The organism is Mesorhizobium sp. L103C105A0, from assembly GCF_000502215.1.
GTDB lineage: Bacteria > Pseudomonadota > Alphaproteobacteria > Rhizobiales > Rhizobiaceae > Mesorhizobium.
The window spans coordinates 1-25,747 of record NZ_AYXF01000008.1 but is presented as its reverse complement, the minus strand read 5'-3'; the positions used below and the strand labels follow the sequence as shown (position 1 = coordinate 25,747).

The window sequence follows — 25,747 nt, the reverse complement described above, 5'->3', positions numbered from 1 at the left end:
GGGGAGAGGAAATGCGTCGGCGTTCGCCTTTCCACGTCTTGCCCCATCAACAGTCTGCCCGTGCCACACGACAGCCAGGCCTATTATCCATATCTCGGGCCAACGCTGCGGCGCACCGCGTGGGGAGGGACTGGAATTGACGTCGACGCCGATTGCCGTAGCTGAAGCGAAGGGCTTGCCGATCGGCGCGTTGCTTGGCGCAATGGTGTCGATCCAGATCGGCGCCACCTTCGCCAAGGGCCTGTTTCCACTGATTGGCGCCAACGGCACCACGGCGCTGCGGCTGGTCGTGGGCGCGCTGATGCTGGCGGCGGTGCTGAGGCCGTGGCGGGTGCGGCCGTCGCGCGCCGTGCTGCCCTGGCTCATCGCCTACGGCGTCAACCTCGCGGCGCTGAACCTTTTGTTTTACGCAGCGCTCGCCAGAATTCCGCTCGGCGTCGCGGTGGCGCTCGAATTCTCCGGCCCGCTGCTCGTGGCGACGCTGTCGTCGCGGCGCGCCACCGACTTCGTCTGGGTGGTGCTGGCCGTTGCCGGCATATTGCTGTTGTCGCCCTTCATCCACTCCGGCAGTTCACCCGACCCGGTCGGCGTGATGCTGGCGCTAGCCGCCGGCGGCTGCTGGGCGCTCTACATCGTCTTTGCACAAAAGGCCGGCGCGGAGCTTGGCAGCCAGACCACGGCTTACGGGCTGGTCATTGCCGCTGCCGTCGGCCTGCCGTTCGGTCTGGCCGAGGCGGGCACGAACCTCATCGCACCCGCGATCCTGGTCAGCGCGCTGCTGGTCGGGCTGTTCTCCAGCGCCTTGCCGTTCTGGCTGGAGATGGTGGCGCTGACCCGGATGCCGGCCAGGCTCTACGGCACGCTGACCTGTCTGGAGCCGGCGCTGGGCGCGCTGGCCGGCTTCCTGTTCCTGCACGAGATCCTGAGCCCGTTGCAATGCGCGGGCATCGCCGCCGTGGTCGCCGCCGCCTTCGGAGCCGCGCTGACCACCAGGCCGCCGGTGCCATCGCCGGAATAGGTGCCTGAAATGGGTATGTGACGCCGATGCCGTGGTCCGCCGGTCCCGTGTCCGGTTGCTCAAGCGCCTGCAGCATCGATATATGATCGATGTATGCGCAGGAGATCCAGATGAGCAGGGCCGACAGCATTGCTTGAGCCGTCCGTGATCAAGGCAATACTCCTTGTCGGGATCGCCGCTGTCGTTGCGGCTCTCGCCTGGCGGCTGGCGCGGTCGCGTCGCCAGGCCCGGCTTCGTGAAGATCCGGCCAACGACTACGCCGTGCGCCGGAACTGGTCGGGCAACCACGGCAAGCTCAATCATTCGACCTTTGTCTATTTCGATGCCGATCGCGACGGTCGCTACGGGCTCGGCGACCGCCCGATGGCTGGCATCATGGTCAGACTGCATGATGGCGACGGCCGCTTCGTCGCCGCGGCGCGGAGCAATCGCGGCGGCTTTGCCAATTTCCTGGCGTCGACGAAACGTCGGGCCGCGCCCATCCATGTGCCGGGCAGCTACCGCTTCACCGTGTCGGTTCCGCCCGGCTGGCGCTCGAGCAGCGCCAACGAGGTCCAGTCGCAGCACCTCCGGCCGCTGCCGGGCTCGCCCACCGGGCTGGTGTCGGACGCAATGCTGCAGCCGGTCGGCCTGTTTGCGATACGCCGGCTCAGCGGCCGCGTAGCGGACGGTGTTTCGACCAGCATCTCGGTGATGGCGAAAGGGCAAGAGGTGGCGGTGCATCCGTTCAGCGATGGCTTCCGCCTCGATCTGCCCGATGACGCCGACGCGATCGAAATCACCGGCGGTGGCATGGAACGACGACTGGCCTTGTCGGCCTACCCGACCGAGCTCGGCCTGCTGTCGCCCGAGAATGCGGCAGTCGACAGCGCCGCGTCCTTGCAGGCCATCGGTTTCGACGATGTCACGACGCGCGGCCTGCGCAAGGTGCCGTCCGGTTATGCCGGGTTGACCTGGTTCAACCTGAACGCACTGGCGCGCGATCATACCGAAGGCAGCGAAGGCTACGTCAACGGCAATATCTCGGGAGACCATGTCTGCTATACGAGCAGCGGACACCCGGCCGAATTCTCGAGCGACAAACCGTTCGGGTTCCATTCCGTGATGCTGACGGCGGCATGGTTGAAGTCCGAAGGCGAAACCGCACTGGTCGAGAGCTGGCTTGGCGACCGGCTGATCGCCAGCGACACGATCGTCCTGTCGGCACTGGCGCCCGTCCACTATGCGCCGATGCTGGCGGCGGTGACGCGCGTGCGCCTCTCCACGAGCCACTATTGGCAGCTCGTGCTCGACGATCTGGTGGTTGTGCGCTGAAGCGTGTCGCGATTAATCGGGGTGAAAGGGTTTATCGCGGATTGGAAGCACCGTTCGCGGTGACCTGCGAGAGCTTGCCTTTTTTGACCAGCACCGGTTTCAGATAGGTTTTCTTCATTTTCCACTCTCCACGTCGGGCACCCAAAGCCCTGTTCCCGGCCAGACGGCACGAGGCGTCGGATAATCGGCTGCTAGACTGCGACCGGCCCGGAGCCGTTACCATTGTCGGCTGTAACCTGCGAGAGCTTGCCCTTCTTGACCAGCACCGGCTTCGAATAGGTCTTCTTCATGCCGCATCTCCAGTGTCAGGCGAGGCCGCCAGATCAGGCGACAGTCCGACTCAACGACTTCACTCGATCGGGCCGGAACCCGCGCCATTGGCGAGCGCCGTAACCTGCGAAAGCTTGCCTTTTTTGACCAGAACAGGCTTCGAATAGGTTTTCTTCATAGTGAATCCTCCAAGCTTGCGCGATAATGCCAGACGGATCGGCACTGTCAACCTTCGCGGCGCCGTCGTCCCGTCCCGGGTTTTCTTGGTCCCGATGCACTAGATCATGATGAGATTTGGTTGCAATCTCATTATGATCTAACCCTTTGTTGGAGCATGATCTTTTCCAAAAACCGGACCCGCTTTTTGGAATCATGCTCTAACCCGCAAATCCACCTTCATCGAGAAAGCGTTGTTCTTGGGCGTGCATGGCGCGGCCGAGGATCGGGTTGCGGTGCGGAAAACGTCCGAAACGGCGGATGATGTCGCGGTGATGTTCGGCCCGCTTCAGGTCGGACGGGCCGATGTCGCGCGACAGCGCCACCGAGCGGTCCTGGTCGGCAATCGCTTCGGAATGCGCGAAGGGCAGCCCGAAGAACAGCCGCAGCGAGGGATCGACCATCCGCTGGAACCCGGCATCGATCGCCTCAGTAGCGATCGCGCGGGCCTTCGCGTCGCTGGCATACATGCGCGGCGTGTCGCGAAAGGCGTTGCGCGGGAACTGGTCGAGCAGCAGGATCAGCGCCAGCGCCCCGTAGGGCGTCGCCATCCAGCCATCGCAGTCGCCGCGCGCTGCGGCCTCATGCAGCCGCAGGAAGCGATCGCGAAACTCGCGGTCGAAGGCCGCATCCTTGGCGAACCACGCGGCAGGTCCTGCCTGCCACCAGAAGCCCACCACGGCGGCAGCGGCATCCGGCACATTCTTCCGGGCTGCGAGGCCGCCCGGTTCGACGGTTGCGATGGCGTCCATTGTCAGGCCGCCTTCGCATCGCCGGCCAGTGCCGCCCAGTCCAGCGCTCTTGCCCATTCGGCGAATGAGGTCGGCTTCAACGGCAGCAGACGGGTCGTCTGGCCGAGATCGACGGCAAGCACGGTCTGCTTCTGGTTGTGGATCCAGGCATAGCTGGCGGCAGTCTGTTCGGCGGCGTCCTTGCCGAGCATGGTTTCGAGCGCGGCGGCGAAGTCCGCCAGCGGCACAGGATAATAGCTGACTTCGCGGCCGACAATGCCTGACAGGATGACGGCCATCTCCGGTCCGGTCAGCGCCTGCGGCCCGCCAATGTCGAAGCTGGCACCGGCAAGCTCCGGATGCCGCAGCGCTTCGACCACGTAGGCCGCCATATCCTGCCAGGAGATCCAGGAGGTCTGGAAGTTGGCCGGCAGCGGATAGGCGAGGACGCCCTGATGCATGATCGCCGGCGCGCTCCAGGGCGCCGCGATATTGCTCATGGCCAGCGTCGGCTTGAGGACGATAGATGGCGGGCCGAACGTCTTGATGTAGTCGATGAGTTCGGCCTTGGCGTCCATCACCGCCGTGCCGGAATGGCCCGACACATGGCCGCTGGTGTTGAACACCAGAAGCTTGACGCCGCCTTGCTGCGCCGCATCCGCAATGTTGCGGCCGTAGCGCAGGATCTCTTCAGGGCTTGCACCGACCGGCAAGGTCAGCGCCACCGCATCAACGCCGAGGCAGGCGAGGGCCAGTCGGCCGGGGTCGGCGAGATCACCGCGCACGATGTTGACCCCATCGCCGAACGGATCGGGCGAGCCCTTGCGTAACAGGACACGCACCGTGGCGCCGGCGGCGCGGCAAGCGCTGACAATGGCCGACCCTTGGGCGCCGGAGGCGCCGGTGACCAGAACCGAATTGGGAAAGTTTGGCATGGATTTGCTCCTCTCTGAATGAGTGCCGACGAAACCGGCACCACCGTCTTCGCGTCGAAGAAGGCATTCGCAACTTTACTCTGCTGAATCCAGTGATATGATTTCAGGAATATGCTGAACAAAATTGACCTGGCGCGCGCCGATCTCAATTTGCTGGTCTTGTTCCAAGCCATCATGGAGGAGCGGCATGTCGGTCGCTCGGCGGAGCGGCTAAACCTGTCGGCCTCGGCGGTCAGCCATGGCCTTGGCCGGCTGCGCAAGCTGCTTGGCGATCCGTTGTTCCTGAAGACGCCGCGCGGCGTCGTGCCCACCGACCGGGCAACGGAGCTTGCCGAACCGGTGGCCGAGATCCTGGCGCGGGTGCGCCGGGTGATCGCCAGCGCCGAGCCGTTCGATCCGGCCCGCTCGACGCGCCGCTTCACCATCGGTGCGCCGGATGCGGTATCGTCCGTGCTCCTGCCGCCGCTGCTCGACCAGATCCGCTTTTTGGCCCCCGGCATCGACATCGGCATCCGGCAACTGCTGCCGCGCCAAGGTGAACCGTCGCCCACTACTGCCTGGAGCGACTGTGTCGCCGAACTCGAAGCGCGCGCCATGGATGTCGCGGTGATTCCGTTCGACGGCCTGCCGGCACGCTTCACCGTCGACAAGCTCTATGAGGAGGATTTCGTCGTCGCCATGCGCGCCGGCCACCGCTTCGCCGGCGATCCGTGCCTCGACGCCTATTGCAGCGTGCAGCATATGGTCGTCTCGAACAATGGCGATCCGAACGGGTTTGTCGACAGGGTGCTGGCTGAACGCGGCCTGTCGCGTCGCGTCGCGCTGACTGTCCCCAACTTTATGTTCGGACTGGCCGTGCTTGCTCAGACTGATCTGATATCGGCCTATCCGCGCCGGTTCCTCGCCATGTATGGCGGCCGTTTCGGTGTCGTCGGCGTTGATGCGCCCATCCGGCTCGGCCACTTCAACATCAACAGCATCGTGCCGAAGGTTGCGCTGATGGATGCGGGCTTGGCCTGGCTGGTCGGCCTGCTCAGGCAGACCGGAAATGCAGCACTATCTTCGGGTGCGGCGTAAGCATTGGCCTGGCCGTCGCGGCGGTGCTCAAAGCTCCTTTTCCGCCAGTTCGCGGAAGGCATCGGGAACCGAGCGCCGGGCTTCCAGCGCCACGGCGCCATAGCCGACAGCCTCTCTGCCAAAGCGCTGGCGGATCTTGTCGATGGCGCGGTCGGCGCCAAAGCGCGCCAGGCCTTGCCTGCTGCCGGGCCGCTGCTTTTCATCGGCAAGCCCGAGCGGCAGCTCCAACTGCAGCTCGGCACTTTCTTCCAGCTGCGACACCGAGATCGCCAGCAGCGAGATGATCTTCTCCCGAGGGTTGGCTGCCAGCACGCCGCGCACCAGCTCCCCGGCGATTTCGGCCAGCATCGCGGTTGCCGAAATCGGTTGCTCGAGCGTCAGCGAGCGTGTGACAGCGTGCAGATCGGCGAAACGCACGCGCACCGTCACCGTGCGTCCGGGCCGTGATTTCGCCCTGAGCCGGCTGGCGACCCGGTCTGCCAGATGCAGCAGGACGGGTCCGAAGATACGCGCCGGCCGTCTGCCAAGCGCCGACTGCGCGCCGGCGGAATGCGACGGCCTGTGGGTTTCGAGCTTTCGCGGGTCGCGGTTCCATGCCAGCGACGCCAGCTTTTCGCCGGCGGCGGGCCCGAGCAACCTTCGCAGCGCCCCGCTATGCGTCTTTGCCAACTGGCCGATGGTCTCGATGCCGATCTCGGCCAGCCGCGCTCTGGTCGCCGGGCCGACGCCCCACATCACCACCACCAGGCCGTCGGGCTTGGCCACCTGCGAGGCGATCTTGGCCAGATGCTTGGTGCGCGCCACGCCGATCGAGATCGGCAGGCCGAGCTCTGCCCGGACGCGCCGACGCACCGTGGCGGCGATCTCGGCCGGCGGTCCGAACAGATGCGTGCAGCCGGCCACATCGGCAAAGGCTTCATCGATGGAAATCCGCTCGACCAGCGGCGTGAAATCGTCGAGCACCTTGATGGCGGCGTCGCCCAGCCGCTGATAGTCGGCGAAATGGCCGCCGACGAAGATCAGTCCGGGGCAAAGCTCGCGCGCGCGTCGTCCGGGCATGCCGCCGCGCACGCCGAAAACCCTGGCTTCGTAGGAAGCGGCAAGCACGACGCCGCCGCCGACGGCGATCGGCTTGCCCCTGAGCGCCGGGTCGAGCAGCTGCTCGACCGAGGCGTAGAAGGCGTCGAGATCCGCATGCAGGATGGTGGGCTCCATCCCGACCGTTCCCTTTGCGGCGTTGCAGCATTAGCCGCGTCTGTTGTGAGAGGCGTTTTTGCCGAACAAATAGAGAACAAACAGGGCCTATTGTCAAGCGAAGTGGTTGTCGCCGGCCGGCCCGTTCCAGGTCGGGCTGTCGAGTGCTCCGCCTGGGCATCGGACCTGCGGAACATTGTCTCTCGCCTCGGCGTTCATATCCGCGACGGGACGCTGTTTTGTGGAGGCCGGTATGGGCCAGTTCGAGATGATCGACCTCGTCAGCGTCATTGACGCCTGCACGAGCGATCGCGTTGCCGGGCACTGCGTGTCAATGGCCAGGGCGGTGGAGGAGTTGCGAGTGCTGACCGGTGATTTCGTATCGCCGGACGAGACGGTGGCCAACGCGCTGTCGGCAGTGGCGCTGGGGCGCGGCTGCGCGGTGGTGTTCGACGAGCGAGCGGGCGCCGACATCTTGCTGACGCCGTAGCGGCGGCGCCGGGTTGTGGCAGCCAGAAAAGTCGAACAGCGTGCAAAAAGCTGTGCAGGCATGGCCCCATAACCGGGGCGTGGAAAAGTTCTGCGCGTGGGTGTATTCTCCAGGTCGCAAGCGGTCGCAGACCGCATAGGGGGAGAAATGACATGCCGAGGGTTTCAGAACTCTTTTTCAAAACTGCCATCTTGTTCCTGATGTTGGGGATTGCGGCCGGCCTGCAGATGGCGATCTCGGGTGACCACGCCGCTTTTCCGGCGCACGCGCATATCAATCTGCTCGGTTGGGTGACGAGCGCCATCTTCGGCGGCTACTACGCGCTCAATCCGCAAAAGGCGGCGCGTCGCGTCGCCATGATCCACTACGGGCTCTACACTCTCGGCTTGGTGATCATGCTGCCGGCGCTGTATGTGATGCTGCAGGGAAACCCGGCGCTTGAACCGATCGTCGCCGGCGGCTCGCTCATTATCGCCGCTGCCGTTCTGGTTTTTGCTTTCGTGGTGTTTTCGCCCGAAACGGCGCGCTCGGTGTCCGGCGTGGTTCCGGCCTCTCGCTGACTGTTCGCGCGCGGCGATCAAAGTCCGACCCGCGTTCGCGACCCGCGACACGGGTTGGCCAGGCCGATTGCCGCAGCCGCTTGCTGCGGTGTCTATCGCCGCGTCGGCGCTTAACATACCCGAGTCCCACCACGTATTATTTCGTGACTATTTGGCGCCGGAACCTTCCCAGATATCGCGCGTTGCGGCGACTGTATTCGCGCTGCCTTATATATAGGCAGCCTTGAGTACGTCCACAGCATGGGTTGGGGGAGGAGCAGGACACCATGTCGAACAGAGAAATCGGAACGTCGGCCTCCCTGGGCCGACGCATCGCCGATCTGAAAGCCAGGATGCGAGACGCCAGCGTTACTGAACACGAGATGCAGACCTTCCAGAAGGTCGCAGCCATCATGGGAGGTGTCGAAGGCTCCCTACGCCTCGACGCCGACGACCTGATCGCGGCGTCCTTCGTCACCGAGGCGCTCGGCGATCCCGGGTCGAATTGAAGGTCAGAGCCCGTCGGCACCCAAGTGCCGGCGGTCGATGGCCCGGTTCGCAGCGCCGCGATGCCGGAGCGTGTCTGCACAGCCCGCGGCGGGGATTTCTTGCGCACTTTGAAGATTTCAGGCGAGCGGCCTCGACGGCGCTTGAAATATTGGGCTTCGCGTTCGTGCTTCTCGGCTGTCGAAGGTGCCGAGATTGTCGCCGTCCAGCCCTTGACCACAAGGGCTAAGCCAAACCGCCAAGGCGGCTTAAACGAAGGATCCGGCCAGCCGGATCCTTCGAAATATCCCGATGCTCCGGCATCGCCTTCAGCTCATCCTTGGTCCAACTGGTGACGGCGTGGACGTCCCGGGAAACCTCTCGAAAGTCCGCGGTCGCTGCCTTACACGTCGTCGAACGGGCCGCCGCGCCTCGCCAGGTCGTGACCAATGGCGGCTTCCTCGGCGTCGTCGGGCAAGGCATCGTCACTGTCCTGGTAGGGGTTGTCGTCATCCTCCTCGGGCAATTCGCCTTCCTTCTCGACACCGGTGGTGTCCGGCAGGCTTTCCTCATCTGCTCCGTCGGGCAGGACCGTTGCGCCACGCAGCGCATCCCAATCCTGCCGGCGCGGCGTCGGCGCTTCCACCTCGTCATTGGCGATCCTGTCGCGGGCATCGTTTTTGCTCGGTGGCGCCTCGACCCCGTCATTGGGTTTTCTGTTTCGTTCTTCCATGATTGCCTCCTCCGGGCGGCTTTGCGTCGAGAAGGTGGAACTCACTTCCGGCTGTCAGGTTCCGGCAACCACTCCATCTCCGTGGAACCAATTGCCGCCAGTCTGCTTTGCCAAGGACTAGTCTGCTTTGCCAAGGAGATGAATCCAGAGGAGCTGGACCATGAAGACTTTCCCCCTCATCCCATGCGTGCTGCTCCTGGCGCTGGCCGACCCGGCGGCTGCGCAGGACAATGGCGACCAGCACGGCCCTGCCGCGCCTTGCCAGGCGCAGCCTCAGGACGATGGTCAGAAGCCGCCGGTCGCCAATGGCGGCGGCGAATCGACCAGCACGCTCGGTCCCTGCGGCGGCGTGCTGCAGCCGCCGCCCAGTGGTGACCAGGGTATGACGCAGCCGCCGCCGGATCAGGGCAAGACGCCGGTGATCAAGCCTGGCGAGGTGCCTGCGCAGCCGCCGAAGCAATGACCTTTTGCTTGAAACTTCACGGCGTGGCACGAAGGCGGTCGGTTCCGGTCTTGGCCGGGCGACGCGGTCACCGGATCAATGCCGGCGCCGGCCGCAATCGCCACCGGAATTGGAGCCGTGCATCATCCATGTCGAAGGTCTCCTGAGGGATTGTGCTTCAATGCGAATCTTGCGGGTGCGGGTTCTGCTGGCATGACCGGGAAGCCGATCAATTTAGTCTCCGCTTGCGGAACAAGACCGTACCGGCTGCGTTTGCCTCCAGGAGCCCGCCACCTCGATCTGCGCTGTTTTCGCCTCATGCGGGAACACGGCGGAGCTCGCCAACAACGACAGGAGACGAAGATGAAAACCATCCTTATTCCCGCCGTCGCCGGGCTCGCCATGATCGCTGGTATCGGCATTGCCGCCGCCGACGAGGTGATCGTCACGCAGCCGGCACAGCAGCAGGTGATCATCACCCCGGAACAGCGCACGGTCGTGCACCAGTACGTAAAGAAACATCCGCTTGCCTCGGTCAATCTGCTCGGCGTCGAATTGAATGTCGGCACTGCCTTGCCTGACACTGTCGAGCTGCAGGAGGTTCCCGACGTTCAGTACAGATACGCCGTCGTCGACAACCATACCGTGTTGGTCGACCCCAGCACGCGCAGGATTGTCGAGGTGGTCGAGTAACGCTCGACAACCTAACCATTCATCGGTGATACGGCCCTGTCGTTCTTCCCAAAAGGGCGGCAGGGCCGAATGACGAACATGATGAAAGGAGAATTGCCATGTTGCCGCATGTCGAGACCCCGAACTCCGCCAATGTTGCGGCGTGTTGCGACAAGTTGCTGGCCGAGCGCAACACGGCGCTGTTATCGATGAAGGAAGCGATCGCGCTCCTGCGGGAGCGCACCGGCACCGATCGTTCGGATGCCGACCTCGCGGGGCTGATCGTCAAGAAAGCGGCGCTGCTCGGCGTTGCGGTGATTTCCGACCCGCGCTGAGATGTCTCGTCACTCAAGACGCCGGCCGAATTTTCGGCTAATGTTTTCGTGGAATCTGGACCAACCGACCGGACCCAACCACGGAGGCTTAAGTGACGGACGACAAACAGGACCGCATTCGCCAGCGCGCGCACGAGATCTGGGAAAAGGCCGGCCGGCCTGAAGGCGCGCATCAGGAACACTGGGAGCAGGCCACGGCTGAAGTCGATGGCGCGGTCGCCAAGCCCAAAAAGGCGGCGAAGAAAGCTGACGCCAAGCCCGCCAAGGCAGCCGCCAAGCCAAAGGCCGCGAAGCCTGCCGCCGCAAAGTCCGGCAAAGCCAAATCGAAATAAGGCCAGAAATAAGGCCAGTCGAAATAAAGCAAGGCCGGAATTCGCTGGCCGGGCCATCCTTGGCGCCCGCCGTTCAGGCGCGCCCGAGCCTCTCAACCTGACGAATTGCGCCTGCGACGGGCAGCGCAATTCCTTGTGTTTGGCGACAGCCGCCCCTCATGCCTCCCAGGCATAACTCGACAGCGCAAAGCGAATCCCGGCAGCTGTCATGGCCAGTTCGCATTCGGTGATCTGGCGCAGGTGGCGCAGATAGCGCGTTACAGTCTGTGGCAGCCAGCCGGCGCAGGCCTCGACATAGGCGCGGCTGTGAACAAGGGTGCCGGTCGACAGCCTCTCGTCCTTCTCGGCAACGACTTTCAAATATTGGCGGATGAAGCGGATGTCGTCGGCGATGTCCTGGCTGGCCATTCGCCAGGCCCCGGCGAGGCGTTGGCACTGATCGAATGACAAGGGCAACAAAGGCGGCGGCAATAAAGGCGGCGGCAACGACGGGGGTGACAGCAAAGGACGAGAGAGATCGGCGAAAGCAACATGGTTCGCTGTGCTCAAGGACATTCCTCTCTGCGAAAAGAGAGATCGTACTTTATGTACGAACGAGCGTCAAGCCAATTTCGTACGGTTGGGACGATAACGCAACGAACTGACGAGTCGTCTGTTAACGCCCGGGCGCCCGGCACGTCTGGCCCAAAACACTTTCCCGCAGTGCCTCAACAAACGGCTTCCCCAATGCCGCGAACGGTGCTTTAACCCGCCCATCCACAGGGGTGCTCCGTATCGTCGGGGCTGAGATGAGGGCGGCAAGCCTTCGGACCCTAAAGCTGATCTGGATAATACCAGCGGAGCGAGGCGGGCGATGTTTTCAGGCGCACAGATTTCCCTTTATCCCATGACCGACGATTTCGTCGGCGTCATCCTCGGCGCGCTCGGCGCGCTCGATCCCTGGCGCGACCGGCTGCGGATCGAAACCGATGACATCTCGACCCTTATGGTCGGGCCGCCCGAGGTGCTGTTTCCCGCCATGCGCGACCTGTTCGTCGCGGCGGCCAAAAGCGGCAAGCACTGTGTGCTTTCGGCGGCGGTCTCGCGCGGCTGTCCGGGCGAGCCCGACGATCCGATCTGCCGCTCCGACGAGACCGGCGGCCCCGCCATTCCGCTGGACGAGCGCAAGATCGCCGCGATCCGCGCTGTCCAGGCCACGCCGTCGACCGGCCAGCCGGTGGCGGCGCAGTTCTCGCTCTACGTTATGGGCACGGGCGACCATATGGACGAGATCTACGGCTGCATCGATTTCCTGAAACAGTCCGGCGTCTTTGAGCGCTCAAAGAACTTCTGCACCAAATTGCGTGGCGATGCCGGTGCGGTGTTTGCCACGCTCAACGAGGCCTTCTGCCGCTTCGGCCCCGGCGCCGGCCACGTCACCCTCGACATCACGATCTCGGCGAACAGCCCGAGCGCCGTCTGAGCCGCGGCTCAAGCGTCGTTCCTTGAGGATATTGCCGTGGCTGGTTTATCTGACCCATTGCGTGGAGGAGATGCCTCTGACCCCTCAGCACAAAGAGGAGGGGAGCCATTGGCGATTGGCGAAGACCGCGATGCCCACGAATCTCCCCCCTCGAGCAGGAGATGGCCGGCAGGCCAGAGGGGGTCCCAGCGCGTGGAGCGCCGACGTCCTTTTCGCATCGGCAAGGCGTGGGCGCTCTATGCGAGACGACCCCCTCTGTCGCCTTCGGCGACATCTCCCCCTCGAGGGGGGAGATTAGCCGCAGCCATCGCCAAGACCATCCCCGCCGCCTGCGCCTCCGCCCTGCTCCTCGCGGCGTGGGAGCTCTACGCCCGCTATGGTGGCGCTGCGCCCACCATGCTGCCGGCGCCGTCGCGCGTGCTGCAGCAGGCCTGGGAGCATCGCGCTGCCCTTGCCGACAACACGCTGCCCACCATCCGCGCCACATCAGCCGGCTTCGCCTGCTCGTTGGTCGCTGCCTTCGTGCTTTCGGCGCTGGTCGATTTCTTGGCCCCGCTGCGCCGCGCGCTGTTTCCGCTGCTGATCGTCAGCCAGACCTTGCCGCTGGTCGCGATTGCGCCGCTCATCGTGCTGTGGTTCGGCTTCGGGCTGATGCCAAAAATCTTGCTTGTGGCGCTCGTTACCTTCTTCCCGATGATGGTGGCGCTGGTCGAGGGTTTTGCCGCGACCAGCAAGGCGATTTCGCAGATGCTCGCCACCATGGGGGCAGGGCGCTGGCGCATCTTCTGGCTGGCGCGCCTGCCTTCGGCGCTGCCCTATTTCTTCGCCGGGCTGCGCATCTCCATCACCTACGCCGTCGTCGGCGCGATCTTCGCCGAATATGCGGGGGCGGCGAAGGGGCTGGGCATCTACATGCTCAATGCCAAGAACAACTTTCGGCCCGATCTGGTGCTCGCCGCGGTCGCCGTCAGCGCCGCGCTCACGCTTGTCTTGTTCGCCATTGCGGTGCTCGTCCAGCGCTTCGCCATGCCTTGGGAGAATGCAGGGAGCGAAAGCCGCGACGGCAAGGTTGAAGCTGCAGAAGAGAACCGTCAATGACGCGGCTCGAACTCCGGGACATCAGGAAGAACTTCGGCGCGCTTGAGGTGCTCGCCGGCATTTCGCTTCATGTCGCGGCCGGCGAGTTCGTCTCCATCCTCGGCCCTTCCGGCGCCGGCAAGTCGACGCTGTTCCAGTTGCTGACCGGCGCGCTGAAAGGCGAGGGCGACATGCGCTTCGACGGCGCACCATTGCAGGGCAGCCCCTTCGCCTTCATGCCGCAGCGCGACGCGCTGATGCCGTGGCGACGCGTCATCGACAATGTGACGCTGGGGCTGGAGGTGCAGGGCATGAAGCGCCGCGAGGCGCGCGCGTCCGTTGCGCCATTGTTCGCTGAGTTCGGCCTTGCCGGTTTCGAGCGCGCCTGGCCGGCCGAGCTTTCCGGCGGCATGCGCCAGCGCGCCGCCCTTTTGCGCACCGTGGTGCAGCAGCGCGACATGCTGCTGCTCGACGAGCCCTTTGGCGCGCTGGATGCACTGACCCGCGCGGGTATGCAGCGCTGGCTGGAAGGCATGTGGCAGCGCCACCGCTGGACCGCGCTGCTGATCACCCATGACGTGCGCGAAGCCGTCTACCTCTCCGATCGAATCTATCTGATGTCGGCGCGGCCGGCCCGCATCATCGGCGAGATTGCCGTGCCGCTGCCGCGCCCGCGCACCACCGGCAGCGATGCCGCGCGCCAGGCCGCCGCGCTCGAAGCCGACATCCTCGACACGCTGCTCAATCCCGGGACTGACCGGGGCTTGTTTCCGCAGACCGCTCAAAGGAGTTTTTCATGACCGAATTCACACGCCGGCAGGCTTTGCTGCTGACGCTGGCCGCCGGATTGCCGCTGGCCTCGCGCGCTCATGCGGCTGCGCAAAAAATCACCGTCGCGCTCGACTGGACGGTCAACACCAACCATGTCGGCCTGTTCGTTGCCCGCGACAAAGGATTCTACAACGAGGCCGGGCTCGATGTTGAGATCCTGCCCTATGGCGATACTGGCGCCGGCACGCTGGTCGCCAACCGCATCGCCGATTTCGGCATTGCCGGCGTCGGCCTGTTTACCCAGCGGGCTGCCGGCGCCGATCTCAAAGCGGTCTACGCCGTGGTCCAGCAGGAGACCGGCCGGCTGGTCTTCAACGCGGACCGTAGTGAGATCAAAGGCCCGAAAAACCTTGACGGCCTGACCTATGGCGGTTTCGGCAGCGCCTGGGAAAACACGCTGATCTCGACCATCATCCGCCACGATGGTGGCAAGGGCGTTTTCGAGACGGTGACATTAGGCACCTCGGCCTATGAGGCGCTGGCCAACGGCTCGGTCGACTTCACGCTGGAGGTCTCGACCTGGGAAGGCGTCGATGCGGAGCTGAAAGGCGTCAGGCAGCGCGGCTTCCGCTACGCCGACTACGGCGTGCCCGACGAGCACACCACCTTGATCGCCTCCAGCAATGCATATCTCCAGGCAAACCCGAAGGCCGCATCGGCCTTCGTCGAAGCAACGCGGCGCGGCTACCAGTTTGCCTGCGATCACCCGCAGGAGGCTGGCGACCTGCTGATCGCGTCCAACAAGGACGCGCTGACCGACCCGGCGCTGATCCACGCTTCGCTGAAGATGCTCGTCGACGGGCACTTCCTCAGAAGTCATGCCGGCGTCATCGGCACCGTCGACAAGGCCAAGATCGAGGCGATCGGAACCTACCTCTTCAGGGCCGGCATATTGCTCGATGGCGATGGCAAGGTTCTGAAGGAGAAGCCGGATTTTGGAGCGTATTTCACGAACGAGTTTTTGGGCGCGTAATCTCCCCCCTCAAGGGGGAGATGTCGCCGAAGGGGTCGGTACGTCCTGACGCGACTTCCTATCGCGGACAGAGGACGTCAGCGCCTTACGCGCGGCGACCCCCTCTGGCCTGCCGGCCATCTCCCCCTCGAGGCGGGAGATTGCGCCTCACCGCCTTCTCCCTCACATATCGATCATCGAGCGCTTCACCCGGCCGATGATGGTGATGGCGCCTTCGAGCGCCGGCGGCGGGATGTCCATGTAGGAGGCCGGCTGGAAGGGCGGGTTCTCGTTGGGGCGATAGCGCTTGTAGGTGGCCTGGCCGGATTCGTCCGAAATGACGTAGCAGCCATTGGTCACCAGCCGCTTGTCCCTGAGGTTGACGAAGATGATCGAATCCGGTGGCGAGATCTTGTTCATCGACGGGCCGTCGACGCGCAGCGCAATCCATTGGCCCTGCTCCAGATCGGTGGTGGGGATGGTCGGATAGTCGCTGAGATTGGCCACCGTATCCTGGCTGCCGAGTTCGCCGGCGCTGATCCACGAGACGATGGGCACATCGACGGTGGCCAGCGACGGCATCGGGATCTGCCGGCCCGACTCGTCAAAGCCGAAATGGCCCCCCGCAAGGCTGCCGCCGTCACCGTTGAACAAGAGCCAGCCGGGATCGACGCCGAACAGGCGGCCGTATTTCTCCGCCGCCTTGCGCGACAGCGGCCGGTTACCATTCTCGTGACTGATCAGCGTGTTCTTGTTGATGTCGCGCAATGCTCGCGCCGCGTCGCTCGGCGAGGCATAACCCGCCTCCGCCCGCGCCTGCTGCAATCTGTGCCTCGGTTCCTGCATCGTACAAATTGCCTGAAATTTATCGTCCAATTTGTACGATTTCGCTTGCGTACGTTTCGTACATATCGTACGCTTAGCGCATGATCGAACAAACCGCAAGCGTTTCCGCAGACATCGTCAGCTTTCTCCCATCGTCCGGGCTGTCCTCCTCCCCGGTCCGGACGCAAACCGGGGCTTCTGCCCCGGATCCGGTCGAACCGTCGTCCCCCCGATCGACCGGAACGGCCGGAGCCGCTCCTCTCCCGGCTCCGGCCACCTCTTCAGCCCATGGCGCCGCCGGTGCGCCAAGGGCTGTCTCCGGCGGGCAGGGTATTTCCTGCATCCGCACGGAAGACGGCACCGTCATCCTGTTCGACCGGCTGACGGGCAGGGCGGTTTCCGCCCTCACCAAAGCGGCCGCCGAAGCCGCCTTGCGGCATCTCGCCGGCTCGCTGCCGGCCGCCAGTATCGGCTGACCGCACCGACCATCCGCTCTGATTTTTTCCCGTGGGCCCTCGGGGCCGGCGCTCGGCCTTTGCGCGCGCAATCAATGGATACCGACATGACTGCCTATACCGACACCGAATTGCAGGAGATCGCCGTCTGGCTGAGGGATGGCCTGTCGGCCACAGGGATCGCCGTCCGCTTCACGGCGCTGCGCGGCAGTCCGGTCTCGCGCAATGCCATCATCGGCATCGTCCACCGCAACAGCGCGTTGAAGACCATCGGCTTCGCCAACCCCAGAGGCGGCAGGTCCGGCGGCCGACCGAGGAAGAATGCGACGGCGCCGGCTGCAGCCAACGAGAACACGGCAGGGAAGATCCTGCCCGTTCAGCCGAGCAAGCCGGCAAGGCGGCCTGAAGTTTCGAAGCCGGCCGCACCGGCCACACCGGTCGCCAGGCAAGCCAGACACACGCCGGCCAGGCCATTGTTGCCAGCCCGTCCGGCGCCCTCGATCCCGGGCGAAGGACGGCTGGTGGTGGACGGCGAAGTCTATCGCTTCAATGTGCCGGCGCCGCGCCCTGCCTCGCTCGGGCGTCAGCCGCATGTCGCCGCCATGCGCTTCATCGACTGCCTGTTCGACCGCTGCCGCGCGCCGCTCGACCTGACGCTGGAGGAAGACCCCGACAACGATGCTCCCGGCAGTCGGCCGGGGCTCGAGATGCTGTGCTGCGGCCTGCGTACAAGGGCGCTGAAAAGCTACTGCGAATATCATCAGACGCGTTTCCACCGACCTGTGGCGGAGGTGGTGTGAGCGGCTGGGCTCCGTTCCTCGCCTCCGGACGACCCCACCAATGATCGAAAGCCGGCGGGACAGCGCCCCCCTCTGTCCTGCCGGACGTTCGTCGCTCGGAAAGCCAAGCAATTGGCTTTCCGTCCGCTTCGCGGACCACTCCTCAACCCCCACGAGGGGGGCGATCGGATATCGCCGCCGATTTCGCCAATTGCCAACGTTGCAGAGGCGCAGCCGCCGAAACTGCCAATCTCCCCCCAAGTGGGCGAGATGCCCGGCAGGGCAGAGGGGGGCGCGAAGGAACGCCAACCTTCCGGCTCAACAACCCAATCCCACAAGGATCCCCCGATGAGCAAAAAAACCGCGCAGAAAGCCAAACCGCCGAAGCTGCCGGCGGGCGAAGTCGAGCAGGTGCGCATCCGCCGCGAGATCGGCCATGATTTCGCGCTGAAGGACGATCGCTTCGGCCGCAAGCGGTTGAGCGTCGGCACCGAAGAGGCGCGGCGCGTCTACGAGGTCTCCAATGACGGCTACACCGCGACCGGCGGCATCGTGCGGGTGCGCAATGTCGATCCGCTGGTCGGCATCACCTCGCTGACCCGCCAGCAGCGTGAGGCCGGCCAGCGGTTTCGCGACGATTTCGAGCGCGCCTCGCGTGACGGGCTGCGGCCGATGCCGTGGGAAGAGCGCATTGACGGCGGCCGCATCAATGGCGGCATCCCCGACCGCGTGCTCAACGCTGGCCGCGCCCACACCCATGCCATCGCCGCCATGGCCCACTGGGAAGTGGCGGAGGTGGTTCGCAAAATCTGCCTCGAAGGCCAGTCGGTGAAGGCGCTCGCCGAACGCACCGGCGAGGGACGAGATGTGGTGGTGAAGCTGTTGAAGGTCGGGCTCGACCTTTTGGCCGTGGATTACGGGATGATGCTGATGCGGAAGCCGCGATAAGGCCGGCAGCCGCGTAGTGAAGCGGCCGGCCGGCAGATGCCGGCCGAACCGGTTTCACCCTATCGGATCACCGTTCGCAAACGCGAATTTCCTCGACGATCCTGTGATGATGGCGCCAATGCTTGACCAACTCTATACGGCAATGGCGATGGTGCCTGTGATACCTGTGGTACCTGAAGCCGTTGTCGTAGGCATCATACTGGTAGTAGGGGCGAGGAGCGTAGCGATCGTAATAGTCGCCATAGCTGTCATTGTAGTCATCGTCATAGTAGCCGTTGCCGATGCCGATCACGACGCGCCCGCCGGCATTCGCCGGGGCGATCATCGCCGCCGCCGCAGTGATAGCGATAGCCGAAGCAAGCAGGAGCTTTCTCATAGCTGCCTCCTATTCAAGGTTGCGCTAATATAACTCGCTGGGCACGACCTCGTTCCATAATTTTGCAAGATGCGAACGACCCCTGCGCCGTGCATTGCGAGGAAAGTCAGCGTCACCTCCTGTCAGCATCGTCCCCCGATTTTTGAACCCTTCGCCGCCCCACCCATTAATCCGGCATGAAATCAGCAAGGGAAGGACGAGACCATGCATGTCATTCTTGGAGGTACCGGCCATGTCGGCTCGGCGGCGGCAATGGCGCTGTTGCGGCAGGGCGAGGATGTCACGGTGGTGACGCGCGACGAGGCGAAGGCCGCATGGTTGGTTGAACAGGGCGCGGAGGCCGCGGTTGCCGATGTGCTCGATGTCGAGGCACTGCGTGAAATCTTGCGGCGCGGCAAGCGGGCGTTTCTGCTCAACCCGCCGGCCGATCCATCGACCGACACCGACGCCGAGGAGCGCAAGACGGTTGCCGCGATTGCGACGGCACTGGAGGGGTCCGGCCTCGAAAAAGTGGTAGCGGAATCGACCTACGGCGCGCAGGCCGGCGAGGGTGTCGGCGATCTCACCGTCCTTTACGGCCTCGAGCAGAAGCTGAAGGCCCAGGCCATTCCGGCAAGCATCAACCGCGCCGCCTATTACATGAGCAACTGGGATCAGGCCCTGGAGACGGCGCGGCGCGACGGCGTCATCACCTCCTTCTTCCCGGCGGATTTCGAGCTGCCGATGGTGGCGCCGCAGGATCTCGGCGAGGCCGCGGCGAGACGTCTGCTGGAGCCGGCGGACAAGACCGGCACGCACTATATCGAGGGCCCTCGGCGCTACTCAGCCGCCGATGTCGCCGCAGCCTTCAGTGCGGCGTTGCGCAAAAACGTGCGCGTGGTCACGGTGCCGCGCGAGCGCTGGACAGAAACCTACGAAAAACTCGGCTTCTCCAAAGCGGCGGCCGAGTCCTACACCCGCATGACCGGGGCCACGCTGGACAAGCCGGCGGAGCCGGAAAACCCGGAGCGCGGCACGACCAGCCTGGAAAGCTATATTGCTGCGCTCGTCGAGGGCCGGCCGGAAGACCTGTTGAAGGGTGCCGCGTAAAGTGAAGGGTTGCTGTTGAGAAACAGGCGCTTCGACGACCTACGTGGCCCGCTATTCCTATTGCCTGACCGTTCGGCAGTTGCCCGCCGGCGGCGTGGTCTTGGATGGAGGTGCGCGTGTCGCCGTGACCGGTTTCGGTTATCAGATTCAGGTCCAAAAGTTCGTATGTCACGAGGTATCGTATGCTGTCGTCGGGTATTTTTTGCATGGCCGATACGATCCACGAACCTGCTTTCATCTCGGTGAAATAGCTGTCGACCTTGCGTTCATACCATTTGGGTATCGGAACGAGGACGATGGTCTTCTTGCCGTGGATTTTCTTGGCGGTCGGCAGCATGATCCGGTGAATGCCGACAAAGGCGCGGCTGTCTGCCAGGCGCCGTACGCCGCCCGCAAGAACCATCGTACAAGCTGACGAACAGACTGCGCCGACGGGGTTGGCGACGCCGAAGCGGAGGTCGCCCGGCCCGCAGGCTTTTGTGTCTGGCGCGCATTCGGAGAACTCCGTCTTGCCAACCATCGTGTCGAGCCCGCTGGCGCGGATCATATGGCCAAGCGCCATCGCCGCATCGGTCTCGCCGCCGGGGGAATTCAACGCCAAAGGCAATTTGCGGGGGCCGAGTTTTTTCAGCAAGGCCTTCAGCAAAGCTGGCGTGCCGGCCACGATGTGACCTTCCGCCGAAATCCATTCCGGGCATGTCGGCTCGCATCCTGGCGTGCTGTTGCGCACAACGACGAAGTGCATCGGCGGTGTATATGCCAGTATGGCAGGCTCAGGCGTCGTTTGGGCGATCGCGCCGCCAATCGCCAGCAGCACGAAAACCAACGTCCATGCGAATGTCTTCATGCCGAGCCTCGCCTGGCAGAGCATCACTTGAGAAATGGGTCTTTGCAAGCATTATCAAAACAAGCCGAGCACGTGTTTCTATCGGCCGCGCACTATCTCTGCATGATGGACAGGCCGCTACTGGCGGCCCCTGTCTGAACCGTCGTCGCTTTCCGCCGCCGTCTCCCACCCAAACACACTGCGCCCGCCAAGCAGGTGCGACTGGTCGAACTCGCCGGCGACGATCTCCTTAAGGCTCGGCCCGGTGACGTAGCGCTCCAGCCGCCGCGCCTCGCCATCCAGGCGCTGCAGCGCGCCGAGCTCTTCCTCGCGGCCGAGCTTGGCCTTGCCGACGGCCGATTTCAGCACCGCGATCGTCTCGTCATAGACTTTCAGCGGCACCGGGAAGGGATGCCGGTCCTTGCCGCCATGGGCAAGCGAAAAGCGCGCCGGATCGGAGAAGCGGCAGGGCGCGCCATGCACCACTTCCGCCACCATGGCCAGCGCCCGCACCGTGCGCGCGCCGACGCCGGGCACCAACAGCAGTTCGGGAAAATCGGCCGGCCCGCTTTCGATGGCGGCCGAAATGTTGCCGTGCAGCCGGTGCATGACGATGTCGCTCTCGCGCACGTCATGATGCGCCGGCATCACCAGATTGGGCAGCATCGGCTGCGCGGATGATTTCGCGGCCGGTGATTTCGGCGGCGGATCCAGCACGGCAAGCTCGTCAAGGATTCGCTCCGGGCTCATGGTCTTCAACAGGTCGAGCTGTCCGGTCCGAGACGGCTCGGCGCGATGGTCGGTGAGGTTGACGATCTCGCCCTGGGCCTTGCCCTCGATCGCCGCATGCGGCTGGTCGACGAAGCTGGTCAGCCCTTCCGACAGCCAGTGATAACGGCGCGCCTGGCGGCTGTCGCCATTCATGCCTTGCTGCACCACCACCCAGCGGCTGTCGTCGGTGACGATGAAGCCGTGCAGATAGAGGTCGAAACCGTCCTGCACGGCCGCGCTGTCCACCTTGGCGACCAGGCGGCTGGCGGTGGCAAGGGCCGCGCCATCGATGCCGACGCGTTCGCCGATCGCGGTCAGCTCCTGCGGCGTCTTGCGCGAATGCGCGCCGCGCCCGCCGCAGACATGAATGCCGAGCTCGCGCGACATCGGGTTCAGCCCGCGCTTCAGCGCGCCGACGACCGAAGTGGTGATGCCCGAGGAGTGCCAGTCCATGCCCATGACGGCGCCGAAGGACTGGAACCAGAACGGATGCGCCAGCCGCCGCAACAGCTCGTCGCGGCCATAGTGATGGATGATCGCCTCGCACAGCACCGCGCCCAGCCGCGTCATGCGATCGCCCAGCCATTTCGGAACCCGCCCGCCATGCAGCGGCAAATCCGCACTGCCGCTTCGCTGCGTCAAGTGAAAGCTCCGTGGCTAAGGCGCACCGGCGGTGCGCCTGTGATCTAGATGGCATTTGGGGGGCGATTTGCAAGTGGGGTGGGGGCGGCGACTATCGTCGCCCTACGCTCTTCTTGGCGTCTCGCCGAAAGATGCAGTTACGCCGCCTGTCGCACCTGGCAATAAGGTCGGCTCCATGCTTGTAGGCGAGACAGGTCTCGAATAGAGCTTACCCAGCCGACGGCAACTATTAAAATCAAAAACGATGTCGCAATTCTGGTGGGTAAATCACAGTCAGACCGCCTGCCAAGAGATCGACGGGCAATATCTCTGGTCGCCCAAAACTCAGAAGGCACGCAGCGAGTTCCACAAAAATATGCGTCGGGCGACACCTGGTGACCTCGTGTTGTCTTTTTTCGGTCAAGCCGTGCGCTATATTGGTCGGGTAGCGGAGTTTGCATTCACAGCACCGAAACCACCGGAGTTCAAGAACACTGGAGCCAATTGGAACGAGGAAGGTTGGCTTCTCCCGGTGTATTGGGCGCCGCTCCTGCCGACGGTGCGCCCGTCGGACATAATTGGCGAATTGGGTCCGCTTCTGCCTGCCCGATACTCGCCCATCGACCCAAACTCCGGATCAGGCCGTCAAAACGCCTATCTCGCGAGCGTATCGCAAGAGGTGTTTCACACAATTGTCGCGGGTACAGCTTTCGACCGCGAAGCTTTGAGGCGTGGTGGCGCAAACAGTCTCACTTTCGAAGTCGTCAATGAAATTTTAGAGGACGTCGTTGAGCGCCGTATCCGAGACGACCTCCAACTCGAGGACACTGTAAAGACGAGCGTCATTCAAGCTCGTCGCGGCCAAGGTAAATTTCGTTCCAATGTCGAAGCCATGGAGCGCTCGTGCCGACTCACAGGGGTCACCAATCCCTCGTTGCTGATTGCAAGCCACATCAAGCCTTGGCGCCTATGCGCTTCCGCGCAGGAGCGCTTGGACGGCATGAACGGGCTGCTCCTCACGCCTGATGCCGACCACCTCTTTGACCGTGGCTTCATCAGTTTTGAAGATAGCGGGCAGGTCCTCATATCCCAGCGCGTCGACAAGACTGATTTGCGGCGGCTCGGATTCGAGCAATTGGTGATGCAGAGTTTCGGCTTTGCCGAAGCCCCCGCCGTCTGGCGCACTAGCACCTTCACCCCGCCGCAGCAGGCTTACCTCGCTCACCATCGAGAGGATGTGTTTGTGGCATAGCTCGCATCAACTGAGCGTCAGCCGTCAGGTCCCCCTACCTCGCCGCCCCCTAAAACACCGCCTTCTCCAAGAGCGGCTCCAGTGATTCAGCAAATGGCGTCGCCAGGTGGTGCCGGTCGCGGAAGGCGAGTTGGCCGTTGATGAACACGTGGCAGGTTTGGGCGTCGCAGAACTGGCTGGTCAGGTCGACATAGGTGGCGCCGGGCACGCTGCGCACGACGTCGCGCTCGGCCGCGGCGATGTCGTCGTTCGCCGCCGCGTCCCTCGGCGTGTCGCAGACTTCAGGCACCTGCCCGCGCCACAGCGCCCGCGCCACGCATTTGTCGGCATAGCTTCCATTGTAGGGAACGTCCCGGATTACCGCGACCTTGATCCCGGCCCGGCTGAATGCCGCCAGCGTCCAGCGCAGGCCGGTCTTCCACTCCTCGTTCCCATCGGCGTGCTTCAGTTCCTCGGGCGATTCCTTCATCACATTGCCGATCGAAAATTCCGAGATCACCACCATGTGCGGGTGCAACGCGATAATGTCCTTGACCGATTGCTCCCGCCACTGGTCGCATTCGGTGTAGTCGCGCTTCAGCCGCCAGTTCCAGGTCGTCACCCGCGAGGCACGGCAGGACGATTTGAGATAGGTGACGAGGCGATAGTTGTTCTTGGCCGCCGCCTCGATCAGCGGCGTCGACCAGTGGTCGGCATGCGAATCGCCGAACAGCGCAATCGAGCGCGGGGCGTCCTTGTTGCCGAACACGCAGGCCTTCGGCGTCACCGTCTCAAAGGAAAGAATACAGCCGGCCGCGCGCGCCGTGGAAGGCTGCGCGGCGCTGGCGGCAATGCTGCGCTGCTCAGGGTCCAGATCGTGGACGGCCAGCCTGGCATTGGCATATGCGGCTGCGACGCTGGTGCCGGTCAGGAGGACGGCCGGCACCAGCGCCCGCGCCGCACTGGCCATCAGCCAGCCATTGCGACGGATCGGGTTCTCGATGACATGATAGGTGAAGACCGACAGCGCCAAAGTGAGCGCCAGGCAGGCGAGGCGTCCGAGCGGCGACAGCTCGGGCACCACCATCGTGGCATAGACGATCACCGGCCAGTGCCAGAGATAGAGCGAGTAGGAGAGTTTGCCGACCCATTGCAGGGGCGGCAGCGCCAGTGCCGCGCTCGGGCTTTTCTCAGCGCTCTGCCCTTGCTGCGCATGCGCTGAACCGGCGAGCAGCAACAGCACTGTGCCGGCCACCGGCACCAGGGCGAGGAAGCCGGGGAAGGGGGCTTCCTCGCTGAAGGAGAGATAGGCGCCGGCGATCAGCGCCAGGCCGAGCCACGCCAGCGGCGCGGCGAGCCGCGGGCGGTTTTGCCAGACTTGTTGCGGCACCATGCTGGCCAGCCCGCCGGCGGCGAACTCCCAGACGCGCAGCGGCGAGAAGTAGAAGGCCCAGGGCTGTGAGACCGTGGTGAGCCAGGCGCAGACGGCGAACGAGACGAGACCGGCAATGCCGATCACCAGGGTCGCGCCGCGCTTGCCGGGGCGCAGCCATGCCGCCAGTGCAAGCAGCGCCGGCCAGGCGAGATAGAACTGCTCCTCCACCGACAGCGACCAGAAATGGACAAACGGGTTGCTGGCCGCATCTGCGGCGAAATAGTCGAACGACCAGCGGATCAGCCACAGATTGATCATGTAGGCCGAGGCGAACATGGCGCCCCTGGAATAGAGCGATTGTTCCTCCGGCGACAGGATGAAGGCGCCGGCCACCAGCGTGGCGAGAATGACGAACAGCGACGCCGGCAACAGCCGCCGCGCGCGCCTCGCGTAGAAGCGCCACAGGTTGAGCCGCCTGGTCTCGGTGATTTCGGCAAGCAGGTGTTTTGTGATCAGATAGCCCGAGATGACGAAGAAGATGTCGACGCCGGTAAAGCCGCCGGGCAGGCCGGTGAAGCCGAAATGAAAGGCGATCACGCCTGCCACCGCCAAGGCACGCAGTCCTTCGATATCGGGCCGGAACGATGCTGACACGATTTGCCACCTCGTGCTGGTGCATGACCCCGCCTCGGCGAGTAACGATCGCGCCGGGATCATACGTGCGGCAGCTTTGCGCCCAACGGGACACGGCGCTGCAACCGTTCACAGTCGGACCAAGACTCCGCCCTATGGGTCGATATCGCAATGCAACAAATCTAACGCAGTGCAACATTGGAGGAGGCGACGCCGGTGATCTCCCCCCCACTTGGGCATAGGCGCTAAGATAGCTTTGGCATGGACTGAAATTTGCGCTTTCGTGGTGGTTCGCGCCAGCGATATCGCAAGGCATGGAGATTTTGGCGCAGGGCCGCCAAGGAAGGTTGAGTAAAGATGGTCGCGATCAGAGAGGCGACGATCTGGCGGGTNGAGATTTTGGCGCAGGGCCGCCAAGGAAGGTTGAGTAAAGATGGTCGCGATCAGAGAGGCGACGATCTGGCGGGTGGCGCGCCACAGCAGCGGGCGCCCGTCGCTCAAGGGGGAGAGACACCCAACTCCTGCGAGAGGGGTTCGGTCACAAGCGCGATGAGGAAGTGTGCAAGGATCCAAGGCCTTGCGATCCTTGGGTCTTTGGCGGGAGGAGAGCGCAGCCCGATCAGGCTCTTCAGGCGCTTGAAGGCGAGTTCGATGCGCCAGCGCATGCGGTAGAGCTTGAGGACCGTATCGGCGGGAAACTCCTCCCGGTCAA

General features: G+C 64.1%; 32 protein-coding genes and 1 riboswitch. Of the genes, 20 read left to right on the top strand and 12 right to left on the bottom strand.

Translation table 11 applies throughout. From position 1 onward, the window contains the following. Positions 1 to 136 precede the first annotated feature (136 nt). Positions 137 to 1,018, top strand: coding sequence for a DMT family transporter (locus X727_RS144005; RefSeq protein ID WP_023834730.1), 882 nt, complete (start codon positions 137 to 139; stop codon positions 1,016 to 1,018). 144 nt (positions 1,019 to 1,162) lie between these two features. Next, complete coding sequence (locus X727_RS144010; protein ID WP_245274192.1) at positions 1,163 to 2,332, top strand: hypothetical protein; 1,170 nt, start codon at positions 1,163 to 1,165, stop codon at positions 2,330 to 2,332. 191 nt (positions 2,333 to 2,523) lie between these two features. Here the strand turns inward: X727_RS144010 and X727_RS1000000166825 are convergent, their stop codons facing one another. The 4 genes from X727_RS1000000166825 to X727_RS144020 all read right to left on the bottom strand — a co-directional run bounded on the left by X727_RS1000000166825 (position 2,524) and on the right by X727_RS144020 (position 4,484). Beyond that, the gene (locus X727_RS1000000166825; RefSeq protein WP_023684816.1) at positions 2,524 to 2,622 is read right to left on the bottom strand and encodes a hypothetical protein; all 99 of its coding nucleotides are present in this window, start codon (positions 2,620 to 2,622) and stop codon (positions 2,524 to 2,526) included. 59 nt (positions 2,623 to 2,681) lie between these two features. After that, a complete protein-coding gene (locus X727_RS1000000166820; protein WP_023670351.1) occupies positions 2,682 to 2,780 on the bottom strand; it encodes a hypothetical protein in 99 nt (32 codons plus the stop codon). 199 nt (positions 2,781 to 2,979) lie between these two features. Further along, positions 2,980 to 3,570 carry a DUF924 family protein gene (locus X727_RS144015; protein ID WP_245271482.1) on the bottom strand — a complete coding sequence of 197 codons (591 nt, stop codon included), beginning with the start codon at positions 3,568 to 3,570 and terminating at the stop codon, positions 2,980 to 2,982. A 2-nt stretch (positions 3,571 to 3,572) separates the two neighbouring features. Beyond that, on the bottom strand, positions 3,573 to 4,484 hold the full coding sequence (locus X727_RS144020; RefSeq protein ID WP_023834727.1) for an NmrA family NAD(P)-binding protein: 912 nt from the start codon (positions 4,482 to 4,484) through the stop codon (positions 3,573 to 3,575). Positions 4,485 to 4,595: 111 nt separating this feature from the next. Between X727_RS144020 and X727_RS144025 the strand changes: the two genes are divergently transcribed. Next, a complete protein-coding gene (locus X727_RS144025; protein WP_023702929.1) occupies positions 4,596 to 5,561 on the top strand; it encodes a LysR family transcriptional regulator in 966 nt (321 codons plus the stop codon). 27 nt (positions 5,562 to 5,588) lie between these two features. On the opposite strand, the gene X727_RS144030 is transcribed toward X727_RS144025, so the two are convergent. Then, the gene (locus X727_RS144030; protein WP_023834726.1) at positions 5,589 to 6,776 is read right to left on the bottom strand and encodes a hypothetical protein; all 1,188 of its coding nucleotides are present in this window, start codon (positions 6,774 to 6,776) and stop codon (positions 5,589 to 5,591) included. 232 nt (positions 6,777 to 7,008) lie between these two features. On the opposite strand from X727_RS144030, the gene X727_RS144035 reads away from it, so the two are divergent. The 3 genes from X727_RS144035 (at position 7,009) to X727_RS144045 (ending at position 8,293) form a co-directional block, all read left to right on the top strand. Next, positions 7,009 to 7,245 (top strand): hypothetical protein, encoded by a 237-nt coding sequence (locus X727_RS144035; RefSeq protein ID WP_023670353.1) that lies wholly within the window; start codon positions 7,009 to 7,011, stop codon positions 7,243 to 7,245. Positions 7,246 to 7,397: 152 nt separating this feature from the next. Continuing rightward, complete coding sequence (locus X727_RS144040; RefSeq protein ID WP_023693868.1) at positions 7,398 to 7,805, top strand: hypothetical protein; 408 nt, start codon at positions 7,398 to 7,400, stop codon at positions 7,803 to 7,805. Positions 7,806 to 8,071: 266 nt separating this feature from the next. Further along, positions 8,072 to 8,293: a hypothetical protein gene (locus tag X727_RS144045; RefSeq protein WP_023670355.1), complete on the top strand. Its 222-nt coding sequence runs from the start codon at positions 8,072 to 8,074 to the stop codon at positions 8,291 to 8,293. A 380-nt stretch (positions 8,294 to 8,673) separates the two neighbouring features. On the opposite strand, the gene X727_RS0134345 is transcribed toward X727_RS144045, so the two are convergent. Then, the gene (locus tag X727_RS0134345; protein ID WP_023834725.1) at positions 8,674 to 9,003 is read right to left on the bottom strand and encodes a hypothetical protein; all 330 of its coding nucleotides are present in this window, start codon (positions 9,001 to 9,003) and stop codon (positions 8,674 to 8,676) included. 160 nt (positions 9,004 to 9,163) lie between these two features. Between X727_RS0134345 and X727_RS144050 the strand changes: the two genes are divergently transcribed. From X727_RS144050 to X727_RS144065, 4 genes are all read left to right on the top strand, one after another. After that, positions 9,164 to 9,466 (top strand): hypothetical protein, encoded by a 303-nt coding sequence (locus X727_RS144050; protein WP_023684824.1) that lies wholly within the window; start codon positions 9,164 to 9,166, stop codon positions 9,464 to 9,466. A 342-nt stretch (positions 9,467 to 9,808) separates the two neighbouring features. Continuing rightward, entirely contained in the window at positions 9,809 to 10,138 is a 330-nt protein-coding gene (locus tag X727_RS144055; protein WP_023670359.1) for a DUF1236 domain-containing protein, read from the top strand. Positions 10,139 to 10,236: 98 nt separating this feature from the next. Then, complete coding sequence (locus tag X727_RS144060) at positions 10,237 to 10,452, top strand: hypothetical protein (protein ID WP_023670360.1); 216 nt, start codon at positions 10,237 to 10,239, stop codon at positions 10,450 to 10,452. A gap of 92 nt (positions 10,453 to 10,544) precedes the next feature. Continuing rightward, the gene (locus X727_RS144065) at positions 10,545 to 10,784 is read left to right on the top strand and encodes a DUF2934 domain-containing protein (RefSeq protein ID WP_023684825.1); all 240 of its coding nucleotides are present in this window, start codon (positions 10,545 to 10,547) and stop codon (positions 10,782 to 10,784) included. A gap of 156 nt (positions 10,785 to 10,940) precedes the next feature. Here X727_RS144065 and X727_RS144070 read toward each other — a convergent pair whose 3' ends face one another. After that, the gene (locus X727_RS144070; RefSeq protein ID WP_023684826.1) at positions 10,941 to 11,192 is read right to left on the bottom strand and encodes a hypothetical protein; all 252 of its coding nucleotides are present in this window, start codon (positions 11,190 to 11,192) and stop codon (positions 10,941 to 10,943) included. A 342-nt stretch (positions 11,193 to 11,534) separates the two neighbouring features. After that, positions 11,535 to 11,647, top strand: a riboswitch (TPP riboswitch). Here X727_RS144070 and X727_RS144075 point away from each other — a divergent pair. The 4 genes from X727_RS144075 to X727_RS144090 all read left to right on the top strand — a co-directional run bounded on the left by X727_RS144075 (position 11,638) and on the right by X727_RS144090 (position 15,127). After that, positions 11,638 to 12,246: a YkoF family thiamine/hydroxymethylpyrimidine-binding protein gene (locus X727_RS144075; protein ID WP_023670364.1), complete on the top strand. Its 609-nt coding sequence runs from the start codon at positions 11,638 to 11,640 to the stop codon at positions 12,244 to 12,246. (Overlaps the previous riboswitch by 10 nt.) 255 nt (positions 12,247 to 12,501) lie before the next feature. Next, positions 12,502 to 13,344 carry an ABC transporter permease gene (locus X727_RS144080; RefSeq protein ID WP_023689011.1) on the top strand — a complete coding sequence of 281 codons (843 nt, stop codon included), beginning with the start codon at positions 12,502 to 12,504 and terminating at the stop codon, positions 13,342 to 13,344. Further along, a complete protein-coding gene (locus X727_RS144085) occupies positions 13,341 to 14,123 on the top strand; it encodes an ABC transporter ATP-binding protein (protein ID WP_023705167.1) in 783 nt (260 codons plus the stop codon). The genes X727_RS144080 and X727_RS144085 overlap by 4 nt, the downstream gene beginning before the upstream one ends. Then, positions 14,120 to 15,127: an ABC transporter substrate-binding protein gene (locus X727_RS144090; protein ID WP_023834724.1), complete on the top strand. Its 1,008-nt coding sequence runs from the start codon at positions 14,120 to 14,122 to the stop codon at positions 15,125 to 15,127. The genes X727_RS144085 and X727_RS144090 overlap by 4 nt, the downstream gene beginning before the upstream one ends. Before the next feature lie 162 nt (positions 15,128 to 15,289). On the opposite strand, the gene X727_RS144095 is transcribed toward X727_RS144090, so the two are convergent. Next, positions 15,290 to 15,952: a S24 family peptidase gene (locus tag X727_RS144095; RefSeq protein WP_023834723.1), complete on the bottom strand. Its 663-nt coding sequence runs from the start codon at positions 15,950 to 15,952 to the stop codon at positions 15,290 to 15,292. Between the two features lie 80 nt (positions 15,953 to 16,032). Here X727_RS144095 and X727_RS1000000166810 point away from each other — a divergent pair, with 80 nt between their 5' ends. The 3 genes from X727_RS1000000166810 (at position 16,033) to X727_RS144105 (ending at position 18,113) form a co-directional block, all read left to right on the top strand. Beyond that, positions 16,033 to 16,407, top strand: coding sequence for a hypothetical protein (locus X727_RS1000000166810; RefSeq protein ID WP_023834722.1), 375 nt, complete (start codon positions 16,033 to 16,035; stop codon positions 16,405 to 16,407). Between the two features lie 86 nt (positions 16,408 to 16,493). Then, on the top strand, positions 16,494 to 17,186 hold the full coding sequence (locus X727_RS144100) for a GcrA cell cycle regulator (RefSeq protein ID WP_023834721.1): 693 nt from the start codon (positions 16,494 to 16,496) through the stop codon (positions 17,184 to 17,186). Between the two features lie 327 nt (positions 17,187 to 17,513). Beyond that, positions 17,514 to 18,113, top strand: coding sequence for a DUF6456 domain-containing protein (locus X727_RS144105; RefSeq protein WP_023834720.1), 600 nt, complete (start codon positions 17,514 to 17,516; stop codon positions 18,111 to 18,113). A gap of 67 nt (positions 18,114 to 18,180) precedes the next feature. Here X727_RS144105 and X727_RS144110 read toward each other — a convergent pair whose 3' ends face one another. Further along, entirely contained in the window at positions 18,181 to 18,489 is a 309-nt protein-coding gene (locus X727_RS144110) for a hypothetical protein (protein WP_023693854.1), read from the bottom strand. 204 nt (positions 18,490 to 18,693) lie between these two features. Between X727_RS144110 and X727_RS144115 the strand changes: the two genes are divergently transcribed. Both X727_RS144115 and X727_RS144120 read left to right on the top strand, forming a co-directional pair. Next, on the top strand, positions 18,694 to 19,578 hold the full coding sequence (locus X727_RS144115; protein ID WP_023712491.1) for an NmrA family NAD(P)-binding protein: 885 nt from the start codon (positions 18,694 to 18,696) through the stop codon (positions 19,576 to 19,578). Between the two features lie 43 nt (positions 19,579 to 19,621). Next, positions 19,622 to 19,993 (top strand): hypothetical protein, encoded by a 372-nt coding sequence (locus tag X727_RS144120; protein WP_023834719.1) that lies wholly within the window; start codon positions 19,622 to 19,624, stop codon positions 19,991 to 19,993. Positions 19,994 to 20,542: 549 nt separating this feature from the next. Here the strand turns inward: X727_RS144120 and X727_RS144125 are convergent. Continuing rightward, positions 20,543 to 21,817, bottom strand: a complete 1,275-nt coding sequence (locus tag X727_RS144125; protein WP_023834716.1) for a DUF763 domain-containing protein — start codon at positions 21,815 to 21,817, stop codon at positions 20,543 to 20,545. Positions 21,818 to 22,061: 244 nt separating this feature from the next. On the opposite strand from X727_RS144125, the gene X727_RS144130 reads away from it, so the two are divergent. Further along, complete coding sequence (locus tag X727_RS144130; protein WP_023834715.1) at positions 22,062 to 23,048, top strand: HNH endonuclease; 987 nt, start codon at positions 22,062 to 22,064, stop codon at positions 23,046 to 23,048. A 49-nt stretch (positions 23,049 to 23,097) separates the two neighbouring features. Here X727_RS144130 and X727_RS144135 read toward each other — a convergent pair whose 3' ends face one another. Beyond that, the gene (locus X727_RS144135; protein WP_023834714.1) at positions 23,098 to 25,056 is read right to left on the bottom strand and encodes an acyltransferase family protein; all 1,959 of its coding nucleotides are present in this window, start codon (positions 25,054 to 25,056) and stop codon (positions 23,098 to 23,100) included. 476 nt (positions 25,057 to 25,532) lie between these two features. Further along, positions 25,533 to 25,747 (bottom strand): transposase (locus X727_RS0134335; RefSeq protein WP_032889567.1); only part of this gene is annotated, 215 nt, incomplete at its 5' end.